Below are 13398 nucleotides of genomic sequence, written 5' to 3' on the forward strand. Positions count from 1 at the left end.
ATGTCACGAGTGGTCACCAAGGAGCAGTACTTCGACACCGCACTGGCGGTGCTGGCCGAACTCGGCTTCAAGGGCCTCAATATCGGGGTGCTGTGCCGCAGACTCGGCGTCACCAGCGGGTCGTTCTACCACCATTTCGGTAGCTGGCAGGGTTTCGTCGACGCACTGCTCGAGCACTGGGAGAACCGTCAGGTGCTGATCCTGCGCACGCTGCGGTTCAACCAGGGCAACCCCGACGACGATATCCGCGCGATGTCGGATCTGGCCTCGGGCCTGCACCACGCGGCCGAGGCCGCCATCAGGGCGTGGGCGGGCAACGACGAGTCGGTCGGTCTGGCGCTCAAGCGAGTCGACGAATCCCGTCGCCGCACCGTGCACAAGGCGATCAAGGGCGTCGTCGGCGACGACGAGACCACCGCCGTCGTTACCTCGCTGGGCATGGCGATGCTGGTCGGCCACCAGCAACTCGCCGCGCGCGGCGAGGACGTGTCGTTGGAGCAACTCCTCGCGCAATACGCCAGGCTCATCTATTCCTACGCGCGCCGCTGACCGGACGACGACCGAAGCGGTACAACAGGTTACGAACCGTTCAGCCCAATAGTTCGTCCACGTAGCACCACCGCCATGCTTCGCCGGGCTCCACGCTGCGCATCACCGGATGCGCGGTGGAGCCGTAATGCACGGTCGCGTGATTTCCCGGCGAGGAATCGCAGCAGGCTATATGCCCGCACGTCAGGCACATGCGCAGATGCACCCAGACCAGACCCTCGGCCAGACATTCGGCGCATTCGTCCGGTCCGTCCTGGCGCAGGAACATCGGCGCGGCGAGCAGGTGCTCGCAGTTCTCCGTCGTGCCCGGCCCGCTGAGCGACTCGGCGTTTTCCTCCTCGGCCTCGTCGAACCGGTCGATCATGGATTCCTCCAGATCGAGCCTGGCCAGCACATGTTGCAGGATCTCGTAGTCGAGGGTGCCCGAATCACGCACCCGCAGTACGGTTTCCCGCTCGACGCGCAACATCGCCAACCGCAGGCGACGGTATTCGGCGGTCGGCGTCACCTGTTCGGATTCGGACCGGCCCAGCCGCTCCCAGGCGGCGTTGGTCTGCCAGGTGACACGCTCGCGCAACGACAGGACGACCGCCTCCGGTGTCTCCGGGGTGATCCGCCGATCCAGTTCCGCCAGCCCCGCCGACACCGCCTGCTGGAGCAGACTCGCCTTCTGTAGCGCGTCCTCGGCCCGGCTCGGACCGCGCAATTTCAGCAATCGCACCAGCCACGGCAGCGAAGTCCCCTGTAGCAGTAGCGTTCCCGCGACCACGACCAGGGCGAGCATCTTCAGGACGGGAAGCTGGGGGGTGTCCTCGGGCAGCAGCAGGACCGCCGCCAGCGTGACCACGCCGCGCATCCCGGCCCACGACACCACCGCCGGATAGGTCATCGGTGTGTCGTCGCTGCCGGTCACCCGCCACAGCAGCGCCCACGGGAATATCCAGAGCGGACGGGCGAGTACGACCGTCGCCAGCACCGCGACCGCCGTGACGACGAGTGTGCCGCGATCGAGCCCGCTGGACCACGCACCCTCCAGGATCGCCCGCACCTGTAGGCCGATGATGAGGAAGACCGAACTCTCCAGGATGAACTGGATGGTGTTCCAGTTGGTGCGTTCGGCGATACGCGAGGCCGCGCTCTGCCAGACCGGGGCATTGTGCCCGAGGATGATGCCGCAGACGACCACCGCGATGACACCGGACGCGCCCAACTCCTCGGCGGGCAGATAGGCCAGGAACGGCGCGAGGAACGACAGCGTGGTGTCGAGTACCGGATCGGAGATCCGCCGCCGCAACAGCGCGAGCAGATAGGCCACCGCGACACCGACAGCCGCGCCACCACCCGCGGCCACCAGGAAGTCGAGCCCGGCGCGCCACATCTCGTAGGTGCCCGCCGCGGCCGCGATGGCGGTACGCAGCGTCACCAGCGCCGTCGCGTCGTTGAACAGCGATTCGCCCTCGAGCAGGGTGACGATCCGCCGCGGCATCCCGATCCGTCGCGCCACCGCCGTCGCGGCGACCGCGTCGGGCGGGGCCACCACCGCGCCGAGTGCGACGGCGACCGCGAACGGCACCGGAAGCAACCACCACACGACGACGCCGACCGCGAAGGCGCTGAACAACACCAATCCGACCGACAGCAGCGCGATATTGCGCATATCGGCACGGAAATCGACGAGCGAGGTTCGGATCGCCGCCGTATAAAGCAACGGCGGCAGCAGTCCGAGCAGTACTATCTCCGGATCGAGATGAACCTCGGGGACGAACGGCAGATACGACGCGGCAACCCCGGCGAGCGTCAGCACGAGCGGTTCGGATATCCCGAACCGCCGCGCGAGCGCTGCCAGGGCCGTCGCCGTGGCAACGAGGGCAACCAGCTCGATCGCGACATGCACCGGTCGCATTCTTCCAGAGCCGATGATCTTCGCGAGTCGGCGACCGGCAGCGCCTGGCAAACGGCGGGTGCGTCGTCGGCGAATTCGATCCACTGAACGACATCCGCCGCGTCCGCCCGAACCGCTGTGGCGGCGGGGATGCGCGCGCGATGCTTATCGGTACACCAAGTCGAAGTCGGTACATACAAGGAGGCAAGAATGGAGGAATTCGCATCCTGGCGGGCTACCGGACGCCGATTCACCCATCGCGGCCATCAGATCTTCTGGCGTGACGGCGGCACCGGAACCGACGGTGAGGTCCTACTGTGTATCCACGGTTTCCCGACCGCGTCCTGGGATTGGCACGCGATCTGGCCGGGCCTGTGCACCCGATTCGCCCGGGTGATCGCCGCCGACATGATCGGCTTCGGCTGGTCGGCCAAACCCCGCAACTACGACTACACCATCGCCGATCAGGCCGACCTGCACGAACAGTTGCTCCGCGAACACGGGATCGGTCGCTACCACATCCTGGCGCACGATTACGGCGACACCGTGGCGCAGGAACTGCTCGCTCGCGCCGACGACCGCCGCGGCCACGGTGACGATTCCCTCGTCGTCGAATCGGTCTGCCTGCTCAACGGCGGACTCTTCCCGGAGACACATCGTCCACGCCCGGTGCAACGACTGCTCGCGGGCCCGGCCGGTCCGCTGGTGGGTGTGCTCGGCTCCGAACGCACCTTCGCGCGCAGCCTGGCCGGGGTTTTCGGTCCGGAGACCAAACCCGACGCCGAGGCACTCGCCCAGTTCTGGATTCTCTGGTGCAGCAAGCACGGAAAACGTAACGGGCACAAGTTGATCCGGTACATGGCCGAACGCAGGAAGTTTCGTGAGCGATGGGTGGGCGCGCTGCGTGAGACGACCGTGCCGCTACGCCTGATCGACGGATCGCTCGATCCGGTGTCCGGCGCGCACATGGTCGAGCGGTATCGCGAACTGATCCCGGACCCGGACGTGGTCGAACTGCCGAAGGTCGGGCACTACCCCCAGCTGGAGGCCGCGGAGCAGACGTTGCAGGCGATCCTGGAGTTCCACGGAACACGGGTGCGGTGAACGCGCGGCGCGGACGAGTTCGATTCCGCGCCGACGCGCGAGCGCCTATCCCGCCGGGGTGAATCGCGAGTTACCTTGCCCCCGTGCGATATTCGGAATCGGTCCGGGCTGTTTGTCCGGACAATCGCCGCCGGTCGTCGTACAGTCGGCACATGGCGTTCCGTTTCGAACTGCAGCCCGCCCTGCCTCTCCAGTTGACGCCGGACTGTCTGGTGTACAGCGGAACCGTGCGCATGTTCGTGACCGGCATCATGTTCCAGTCCTCGGGTGCGCCCGCCGACTCGTTCGGTTTCGCCCTGCCCGACGCGCCACCGCTCATCGGTGACGCCGACGAGCCGCGCGTCTGGGCCGAGGCGTCATTGATGACGGGCACCGCCACCGCCGCATCCGGGGCGTACCCGTTCGGTGTCGAGTGGGTACGCGCCGCCTACCTGCCCGATCCGCGCGGCGGCACGAGCAGATGGCTGAATCTGTTCGGCGGCGCGCATATCGGACGTGAGATCCGTGTCGGCTACCGGGTGACCGTGGCTACGGTGTGACGATCACCCGACCGTCGACACCGCGGTCACGGCCGTGGAGGCGGTCTGCGACGGCGCGGCGTTCACCGCCACCCACGTGCTGTTGACCGCCGCGTTTCCGGAGAAAGTGTCCACGGCCGCGGGATCGTGCAACAGATTGACGTTCGCGCCCGGCTGCGCCGCCGCCACCGACCAGCCGACACCGGGTTCGGCGTGACCCCATCCGTGCGGTATCGCCACCGTGCCGCGCCGGATGTCGTCGCTGATCTCCAGCGGCACCACGATCGCGCCGTGTTTCGAGGTGACGGTCACCGGTGCGCCGTCATCGAGTCCGCGATCGGCGGCGTCGCCGGAATGCATCAGCGCGGTGCAGCGTGGGCGGCCCTTCATCATGGACGGAAGGTTGTGCAGCCACGAATTGTTGCTGCGCAGGTGGCGGCGGCCGATCAGTCTCAGGTCGAATCCGTCCGCGATGTGGGCCGCGCCCGGTTCGTCGCCGGCAGCCTCGATGAGCGCCGCCGCGGCGGTCACGAAATCCTCGGGTGCCAAGCGCACCTTGCGATCGCGGGTGCCGATGAGCGTGCGCAGCCTCGGCAGCAGCGGTCCGAGATCGATGCCGCCCGCGCTCTCGCGCACCTTGGCGACCGTGAGCCCGGACCGCCCACGTCGCAGTACCCCGTACGGACCGGCCGCGATCCCCAGCGCCGACAGGCGCAGCGGACTCACCTTGTCGAACAGCGAGTTCACGAACCGGGTGGTCAGCGCGCGGGCCGGCAGCGGCAGCAGCTCGCTCACCAGCCGCGCCATGATCTCCCAGTCCTCCAGGCCGTCGGCGGGCGGTTCGAAGACCCGTCGGTTGTAGCGCAGATTGTTGCGCACGCTGAACACCGGCATCAGGATGTCGAGGTCTTCGCGTTCCAGGGGTGAGATCGGCGGCAGGATGATATGGGCGTGCCTGCTGGTCTCGGTGACATACATATCGACGGCCACATAGAAATCGAGCGTGTCCAGCGCCGAGGCGAGTCGCCCGCGCTGAGGTGTCGACAGCACGGGATTGCCCGCGTAGGTGATCATCGCGCGGATCTTGGTGTCGCCGTCGCCGAGGATCTGATCGGCGAGCGCCCCCACCGGCAGCTCCGACCGGAACGATTTGAAGGTGCCCGAATCATCGGTCCAGGCCCCGTGCGCGACCGGCAGGTATTTGCCGAAGCGCGTCGCGTCCACCGGCGGCGTGGTGAACATCTGCCCGCCCGGCCGGTCGAGATTTCCGGTGACGGCGTTGATGGTGTTGATGAGCCAGTGGGTGAGCGTGCCGGTCACCGTCTGGCAGACCCCGATCCGGCCGTACATGACCGCGGACGGCGCGGCCGCGTGGTCGCGCGCCAGTCGTCGGATCGTGTCGGCGTCGACGCCCGCGTGCGGGGCTGCCTGGTCCGGTGTGAAACCCGCGACCAGGGCCCTGATATCGCCCCAGCCCGAGCACATGGCGGCGATCCCGCGCTCGTCGCACAATTTCTCGGTGACGAGCACGTGCAGCATCGCGAGCAGCAGGTAGGGGTCACCGCCCGGCGTGACCGCGACGTGTTCGTCGGCAAGGCGCGCGGTCTCGGTACGCCGGGGATCGATGACCACCACGGTCCCGCCCCGACCCCGGACATCCTTGATGCGCTGTTTCGCGCCGGGCATGGTCGTGATCGACCCGTTCGACACCGCGGGATTCGCGCCGAGTACCACCAGGCGGTGGGTGCGGTCGATATCGGTGACCGGCATCAGCACATTCGATCCGAACATCCGCCACGCCACGAATTCCTGCGGGAACTGGTCGATGGAGGAGGCGGTGTAGAAATTCTTGGTCAGCAGCACCATGCGCAGCAGGCCGCCGTAGATCACCGACGAACTGTGCGCGGCGGGATTGCCGAGGTACATGCCGATGGCGCTGTTTCCGTGTTCGGCGCGCACGCCGCGCAGACGTTTGCCGATCTCCCGGAACGCCTCGTCCCACCCGATCGGTTCGAATCCGTCACCGACCCGGCGCACCGGCGTGCGCAATCGATCGGGATCGTGGTGCAGTCCGCCCATCGCCGTCGCCTTCGGGCAGATGTAGCCCTTGGACAGCACATCGTCGGGATTACCTTCGATCCACGTGACCCGATCGTCTTCGACGCTGACCAGAATTCCGCAGTGTGCTTCACACAGAGTGCATTGTCGCGCAATCGTTGTGGCGCCCATAAGTTAGTGCCTCTTCTTCTGGAGTCGCTTGCAGACAGGCTACCGCGCGCACCGAGGTCCCCGGGTCCGGTTTCGGCCGATGATCTGCCGGTGCGTCACCCGGCCAGGCGTGAAACCCCCGTCGTGACATGCCGCCGGGCGTTACGGTGCGTGACGATGAGGATTCCGATGACATCCGAGCGCACCGAAACGACGCGGTCGCGGGACGGACTCACCCTGACGGCGCGTCGATTCGGCGATCCGGACGCGACGCCGGTCGTCCTGCTGCACGGATTTCCCGATACCCCGCACGGCTGGGACGAGGTCGTCCCGCCGTTGGTGGCGGCCGGCTACCAGGTTCTCGCACCGTGGCTGCGCGGCTACACCCTCGGCGGCTACGACCGCGGCGCGCGCTACGACATACCCGCCGCGGCCGAGGACATCGCGATCTGGCACCGTTGCCTCGGTGGCGCGCCCGCGCATCTGGTCGGCCACGACTGGGGCGCGTTCGCGGCCATCCACCTCGCGAAGACCAGGACGGCGCAGTGGCGTTCGCTGAGTCTGCTCGCCGTTCCGCCGTTCGGCGGCACGGCGGGCGCGCTGTCGACGCTGCCGTATCTGCCGAAACAGGCGGTGATGTCGTCCTATATCGGTCTGACGCAGTCCGGGCTGTCGCCGCGCCTGCTCGCGCGTTCGGACGCGGCGCTCGTGCGCGCGCTCTGGTCGCGTTGGTCGCCGGGATGGGCGTTCACCGAAACCCAATTCGCCCCGGTCCGCGCCGTCTTCACCGACCGTCGCCTCGGCTGGGCCACCACCAGGTACTACCGCGCGCTGTTTCGCGCGCACCGCCCCGAAACCCGCGATTTCTACCGGGTACTCACCGCCCCACCCGCCGCCCTGCCCACCCTGGCTCTCGCGGGCGCCGACGACGGATGCGTGCATCCCGGCTTGCAGCGGGCGCTGTCCGACAGCGTCGGCGCGGAATCGGTGCTCATACCCCGGTGCGGCCATTTTCTCCAGGCCGAACGTCCGGGAACGGTCGCCGAATACCTCCTGACCCATTTCCGGAAGAACTGAGCCAACCGGAGCGCCAGGCGCGGGTGATACCTGAGAGGGACATCAGGAAACCGCTCCCGCGCGGGATGTGCTCGCGTTCCCGGTTTTCTAGCGTTGACCGGGTGATCGAGGCAACGAATCTCACGAAAGTCTTCGGCGGCACACCGGCGGTGTCCGGTGTGCCGTTCCGGGTCGGACCGGGCACGGTGACCGGATTTGTCGGTCCGAACGGGTCCGGCAAATCGACGACCATGCGAATGATGCTGGACCTCGACCGTCCGACTGCGGGCACGGTACGCGTCGGCGGGCGGCACTGTCGCGAATTGCGTCACCCGCTGCGCACCGTCGGCGCGCTGCTCGACGCGGGCGCGGTGCACGGCGGGCGCACCGCGCGGGCGCACCTGGTGATACTCGCGCACAGCAACGCGATCCGTGCCCGGCGTGTCGACGAAGTGCTCGAACTCGTGGGATTGACATCGGTCGCACGGCGTCGGGTCGGCGGATTCTCGCTCGGTATGCGGCAGCGACTCGGTATCGCGGCGGCGCTGCTGGGGGATCCGGAGATACTGATCCTGGACGAGCCGATGAACGGGCTCGACACCGAAGGCATCCGATGGCTGCGCACGTTGCTACACGAGATGGCGGCGCAGGGCCGCACGGTATTGGTCGCCGGTCATGTCATGAGCGAAATGCAATCGAGCGCCGATCGTCTACTGGTCATCGGGGCGGGCAGAATACTGGCCGACGAACCGATGGCGGATTTCCTCGCCAGGCATTCGCCGCACACCGTCCGCGTTCGCAGTCTCGCGGACGATCGCCTGACGGCGGCGCTGATCGTCGACGGCGCGACTGTCGAACGTGACGGCGACGGACTGCTGGTGCACGGGTTGCCGGTGGCGACTATCGGTGCCAGGGCCGTCGAACTCGGCATCGTCGTCACCGAATTAGCAACGGTCCGGGCGACGCTCGAAGACGTCTACACCGAGATGGTCGCACCGCACGGGCAGTACCGACATGGGAGGTGGCGTGATGTCGTGGGCGCAGATCCGGTCCGAGGTGGCCAAGATGGTCTCGGTCCGTTCGCTGGCCGTGCTGCCGGTGATCGCGTTCTGTGTCGCTCCCGCGGTCGCTGTCCTGGTCGGGCTGACCGAGAGTCTGCCGCCCGACGACACCGTTTTCGGCGGTGCGTCGAGCGGTGCCGTGCTGGGCGTCGCTCTGATCGGCGGGTGGGGCGCACTGCTGGTGACCACGGAGTATTCGGCGGGAACGATACGCGCGGTGCTGGCGGCGACCCCGCGTCGTTTCGTTGTGCTCGTTTCGTTGTGCTCGGCGCGAAAGCGGCGGCGTCGGTCGCCACGATCGTCGGTTGCGCGGCCACCGGTGCGGCGGTGCTGCTCGGGAGGGCGCTGCTCGACTCGACGAGATATCCGACCGGCGCGGTCTTTCCCGCACTGTTCGGTATCGCGTTCTGCTACACCGCGTCGGCCTGCCTCGGCGTGGCGGTCGCCGCGCTCGTGCGCAGCTCAGCCGCGGCGGTGGCGATCATGCTCGCCGTGCCGATCCTGCCGGATCTGATCGGTCCGCTGTTCGGAGAGTCGGGGCGCTGGATTTCGGGTTCCGGCCCGGCGGCCGTCGTCGCCGAATTGGCGAGCGGTTCGGACGCGCCCGCCGTCGCGGCCGGGTGGCTCGGCGGGTGGGGTGCCCTCGTGGCGCTGTGCGGATTCGTCGTGATCGGATTCGTGGGCGCGGTCCGGCTGTTCGAAGGCCAGGGACGTATGAAACGTTACGCCGTGGCAGCGTCGGCACCCGGTGCGGCGCTCGTCGCTGCCACCCTGGCGGCGGCGGTGGGGGTCTTCGCGATCGTGTTGCACACCTTGGACTCCGACACCGCCCTGTCGGACCGGCAAGCGCTCGGCGCCGCGCTGGTACAGGCATTGTCGGTGGTGCTCGCATTGCGGGTGTCGCCCGCCGCGTGGGCGACGTCGACAGCCGCCGTCGTGTCGTCCTCGGTGTGGGTGAGTGGGAGCCTGTGGGTCGACGCGATGTTCAACAGCTACCTGATCGTCCTCGGTGTGGTGTCGCTGCGGGTCGGTGTGCGGGGCGCGGCGGGATGTTGGGCCGCGACGGTCGCCGCAGGCGGGGCGCTGGCGGTCGGAATGCGGCCACCCGACGGAATTTCGGGTGTGCTGGAACTGGGTGTGCTGGCGGGCCTCGTCATGGTCGCCGGGGCCGCGGTGCACGGGCTGACCGCGGCGCAGTCTGCGCCACGAACGCGCACATTCGGCAGTGCTGGCCGAACGGGCGAAAATCGCCCGCGAACTCCACGACGTGGTGGCACACCATATGTCGGTGATCGCGATCCAGGCCGAGGCGGCGCGGTTCCGTGATCCGGCGACGACACCGCAGACACTGGTGGCCATTCGCGAAAGCGCCGTCACCGCGTTGGGTGAGATGAGGCGGATACTGGGCGTACTGCGTTCCGAGGACACGGGGGTCCTGCCGCAACCGACCCTGGCGGAGGTGGACCGATTGGCCGACTCCGTGCGCGCTACCGGAACCAGCGTCGACATGGAAGTCAGCGGAAGGTATGCGTCGCTGACCCCCGGTGTCGAACTGTCGGCGTATCGAATCGTGCAGGAGGCGATGAGCAATGCGGTCCGGCACGCTCCCGGCGCCGCGATCCGGGTGTGTGTCGTGGTGTCCGACGACGAGGTGCGCATCGAAGTCGACAACGACGGCGTGCCGGTCATCGACTCCGGCGCGGGTCAGGGACTGATCGGTATGCGTGAACGTGTTTCGTTGCACGGCGGCACCATGACCGACGGCCCGACGCCCAGCGGACAGTTCCGGGTGGCCGCGACACTGCCGGTCACGGACCCGCGATGACCACGATCCGCGTGCTGATCGCCGACGATCAGCGTTTGGTGCGGGAAGGACTCGCGGTACTGGTCGACGCCCAACCGGGAATCGAGGTGGTCGGTCAGGCCGTCTACGGCGCCGCGGCTGTCGATGCCGCCGAAGAATTGCGACCCGACATCGTCCTCATGGACGTGCGCATGCCGGTCCTGGACGGCGTGGCGGCGGCCGAGCGGCTGACCGTTTCGGGCAATTCCGCGAAGATCATCATGCTCACCACCTTCGATCTCGACGAATACGTCTATGCGGCGTTGCGGGCCGGTGCCAGTGGATTTCTGCTCGAGGATGCTTCCGCGTCCGCTCTGGCCGAAGCGATCCGCGTCGTGACCCGGGTGAGGCCATGCTCGCGCCCTCGGTCACCCGCAGGCTTTTGGCCGAGATCGCCCGTCGCCCGCCCGGCCACAGACCGGAGGTCGCGCCGCCTGCGCGACTGACCGCGCGCGAGACCACCGTGCTGACCCTGATCGCCCGCGGTCTTTCCAATGCCGAAATCGCCGCGGAACTGGTCATATCCGAGCAGACCGTGAAAACCCACGTCGGGCGCGTCCTGGACAAATTGCGCCTGCGTGATCGCACACAGGCGGCGATCTACGCCTATGAAACCAGACTCGTACAACCGGGCTGACCGCGGCGAATCTTCATGTGGCAACAGATCCCGCGGACGCGAGCATGTCGACGTCGAGTGGCCGGCAAGTGTGCGAGCGAGAACCGGTCGTGCGCGGATCGATCTCGCGGTGCGCCAACGACATCGATGCCGAATCGTGACGTCCCGGTATCGTTTCGACATTCGGTGCACCGTTGTCGCGGTCGATATCGGCATGGCACGCGTGGATGCGTCGAATGCAACGATGTGCCGGAAGATGTCGAGACGGCTCTGTGGGCAGGGTGATCCGGACGTGTGGGCTGAGTTCGCCTAGTACGACCGTATTGTCGCGCCGGGCCCATGCTGCCCGTGCGGGCATCGGTCTCGACGCGGAGCTGCCGACCGCGCGGAACCCGGTTCGAGGGTTGGTGGAATGCGCGAACCCCGCTCGAATATTTCGAGCGGGGTCGTGATAGGCGGGATGAGGTCGCGCGGTGTCGACATGATGGTGATCGCACCGTCGCGGGGCTCGCCCGGCGTCTGCGCTGCGGAATTCCCGAGTTCGGCTGGTACACGGACGAATCGCGTGCGCTGCCCTCGGTGCTACCTCAGTGGGCGGCGGTCTCGCGAATACCGACCGTGACGTGGGCGGATTCGTTCGCCGTCGACGGAGTCCGCGGCGCGGACGCGCTTCCGAGGATCGAGACGACACGTGACCAGGTGGGCCTTTGGGCAATGGCACTCGGTACACGAAGGGTGAAGACCATGAAGCCCTCCTTTCCAGAGATCGAGCAATGCTGGAATACCAACACCATTCACCGTAAACACCTGGCAACTGAAATGCCAGCTGTACGACTGTGAATCATGATGCATCATCGTAACTGATACCCGAATCGCGGCGCATTCGCGATATTCGCGTGTTCGGGAGCCCACCCGACCGGTCGACGTGCCGTGGGGGCAATTGGTTTCGCGTCGGGAGCCGGGTGGGGCGCGGCCGACGGATCGGACCGGGCGGCGCGGTTCGACACCGTGTGGGCGACTTCGGCCGGAGCGGTTCGGGCCTCGGTGAAGATCATTACGGTGCCGTCGACGGCAACTTCGGAGTGACACGCGCAATACCTGGTGCGTACGTGGCGCTGATATTCGAGCCGGAATCAGCGGTACGGTTCGCCGCGGTAGAGGTCCGCGCGGCGGGTCAAACGCTCGGAGAACGATTGCGCCCATGCTTGTTCCTCGGTCTCGTCGGCCACCGTACGAGCGCGCCGTGCGCGTGCGGGCAGGCGTCGCCGCGCAGCGCCCGCGCCGGGCCGTGCCTGTTGGGCCAGGAGGCGGGCGTTCCAACTGATATAGGCCGGTACCGTCATTCCGGCGCAGTCGGCCGCTTGCTCGAGCAGAAGCCAGTCGTGTTCGTCCATGGTCACCGTGACCCCGAGTTCCCTGTTCGCCATGCTCATCCCGATCGGCTCGACTGTGTCGCGCTGCGATACCCGGGCACGAGCGCCCCAAACACGGGCGTGGGCGGCGGTTACCTCGAGGCTGCTCGTGGTCAGAGGCCGGGATGCGCCGCGGAGCGGTGTACCTTGACGCGGGCGATCAGCTCGATTGTGACGGCGACAGCGCAGGACTGGGCGAGCAGCAGGCCCACGAGTACCAGGATCTGCACGGCTCCCGCCTGCGTGGCGGAACCGCTCGCGACGAGTACGCCGACGAAAGCGCCCGGTAACGTGACCAATCCGACCGTGCGCATCTGATCGACGCCGGGCAGCAGCGCGTCGGCGGCGGTGGCGCGGACGACCTCCAGTCGTGCGTCGCGTTCGGACAGGCCGAGGCTCAGCGCGGCCTCCACCTCGCCCCAACGCTGTTCGATCGTGTCCAGTGCCTTTCGTGCCGCCAGCGATGTCGCGCTCATGGTGCCGCCGAGCACGATTCCTCCGATCGGGACCAGCGCGACGCCCTCGAGCGGGACCACCCCGCTGAGCAGCATGGCCGGAAGCACGGCCGTGAGTCCGGCGCCCAGCGCGAGGGTCAGCCATATCGCCGACCATCCCGCATCCGCCCTGCGCGCCGAGGTCGCCACCGCGGCGCCGAACATCACCACCAGCACCGCGATCGAGGACCACAGATGCGCCAGTGCCGCCGCCAGGATCAACGCCACCGCGGTGAGTTGGGCGGTCCCGCGCAGCGCGGCGCCGGGGGCCACCGTGACCGATCCCAGTCGAGCCACCCGGTACACCACGGCGGTCGCCGCGACCATGACCGCGCACAGGACCACGAGAGCCACCCCGGGCGTCGCCACCGTGTTCACCGCGCGACCGTCCGCGACGCGCTCATGGTTCGAGGAACAGTCGCTCGTACGGCAGGCGTGGGAACGGATGACGGCCGCCGCCGGTCGGCCGAACCAATTCGATTGTGCACCAATGCCTTCGCCACCAGTCGCGGATCAGATGTCGTGCCGCCTCGACGCTGGCCGTGTAGTCGGCGCACATCTCGTCCAGCCAGATACGCAGGTGCACATCGCCTTCGGCCGGGAGCCAGTCCTCGGGGAACAATGGTCTACCACCTCCTGCACATCGTGAGGTCAT

11 protein-coding genes and 1 pseudogene are annotated in these 13398 nt (G+C 67.7%); 7 read left to right on the forward strand and 5 right to left on the reverse strand.

Annotated elements, in window-relative coordinates:
- The gene (locus OG225_RS14105; RefSeq protein ID WP_405182074.1) at positions 1–549 is read left to right on the forward strand and encodes a TetR/AcrR family transcriptional regulator; all 549 of its coding nucleotides are present in this window, start codon (positions 1–3) and stop codon (positions 547–549) included.
- A 40-nt stretch (positions 550–589) separates the two neighbouring features.
- Here the strand turns inward: OG225_RS14105 and OG225_RS14110 are convergent, their stop codons facing one another.
- Positions 590–2452, reverse strand: coding sequence for a Na+/H+ antiporter (locus OG225_RS14110; protein ID WP_405182075.1), 1863 nt, complete (start codon positions 2450–2452; stop codon positions 590–592).
- Positions 2453–2641: 189 nt separating this feature from the next.
- Here OG225_RS14110 and OG225_RS14115 point away from each other — a divergent pair, with 189 nt between their 5' ends.
- Both OG225_RS14115 and OG225_RS14120 read left to right on the forward strand, forming a co-directional pair.
- Positions 2642–3535 (forward strand): alpha/beta fold hydrolase, encoded by an 894-nt coding sequence (locus tag OG225_RS14115; RefSeq protein WP_405182076.1) that lies wholly within the window; start codon positions 2642–2644, stop codon positions 3533–3535.
- A gap of 152 nt (positions 3536–3687) precedes the next feature.
- On the forward strand, positions 3688–4074 hold the full coding sequence (locus tag OG225_RS14120; RefSeq protein WP_405182077.1) for a hypothetical protein: 387 nt from the start codon (positions 3688–3690) through the stop codon (positions 4072–4074).
- A gap of 3 nt (positions 4075–4077) precedes the next feature.
- On the opposite strand, the gene OG225_RS14125 is transcribed toward OG225_RS14120, so the two are convergent.
- On the reverse strand, positions 4078–6282 hold the full coding sequence (locus tag OG225_RS14125; protein WP_405182078.1) for a molybdopterin-dependent oxidoreductase: 2205 nt from the start codon (positions 6280–6282) through the stop codon (positions 4078–4080).
- A gap of 168 nt (positions 6283–6450) precedes the next feature.
- On the opposite strand from OG225_RS14125, the gene OG225_RS14130 reads away from it, so the two are divergent.
- The 4 genes and pseudogenes from OG225_RS14130 to OG225_RS14145 all read left to right on the forward strand — a co-directional run bounded on the left by OG225_RS14130 (position 6451) and on the right by OG225_RS14145 (position 10858).
- Entirely contained in the window at positions 6451–7338 is an 888-nt protein-coding gene (locus OG225_RS14130) for an alpha/beta fold hydrolase (RefSeq protein ID WP_405182079.1), read from the forward strand.
- A gap of 101 nt (positions 7339–7439) precedes the next feature.
- Entirely contained in the window at positions 7440–9704 is a 2265-nt protein-coding gene (locus OG225_RS14135; protein ID WP_405182080.1) for an ATP-binding cassette domain-containing protein, read from the forward strand.
- The gene (locus tag OG225_RS14140; RefSeq protein WP_405182081.1) at positions 9667–10203 is read left to right on the forward strand and encodes a sensor histidine kinase; all 537 of its coding nucleotides are present in this window, start codon (positions 9667–9669) and stop codon (positions 10201–10203) included. Before OG225_RS14135 ends, OG225_RS14140 begins: the two co-directional genes overlap by 38 nt.
- Positions 10200–10858, forward strand: a pseudogene (locus OG225_RS14145) (response regulator). Before OG225_RS14140 ends, OG225_RS14145 begins: the two are co-directional and overlap by 4 nt.
- 1112 nt (positions 10859–11970) lie before the next feature.
- Here the strand turns inward: OG225_RS14145 and OG225_RS14150 are convergent.
- The 3 genes from OG225_RS14150 to OG225_RS14160 all read right to left on the reverse strand — a co-directional run bounded on the left by OG225_RS14150 (position 11971) and on the right by OG225_RS14160 (position 13398).
- Positions 11971–12270, reverse strand: coding sequence for a hypothetical protein (locus OG225_RS14150; RefSeq protein ID WP_405182082.1), 300 nt, complete (start codon positions 12268–12270; stop codon positions 11971–11973).
- 92 nt (positions 12271–12362) lie between these two features.
- On the reverse strand, positions 12363–13121 hold the full coding sequence (locus OG225_RS14155; protein ID WP_405182083.1) for an ABC transporter permease: 759 nt from the start codon (positions 13119–13121) through the stop codon (positions 12363–12365).
- Between the two features lie 22 nt (positions 13122–13143).
- Positions 13144–13398 carry a hypothetical protein gene (locus OG225_RS14160; RefSeq protein WP_405182084.1) on the reverse strand — a complete coding sequence of 85 codons (255 nt, stop codon included), beginning with the start codon at positions 13396–13398 and terminating at the stop codon, positions 13144–13146.

Source organism: Nocardia sp. NBC_01377 (genome assembly GCF_045040005.1).
Taxonomy (GTDB): Bacteria; Actinomycetota; Actinomycetes; order Mycobacteriales; family Mycobacteriaceae; genus Nocardia; species Nocardia noduli.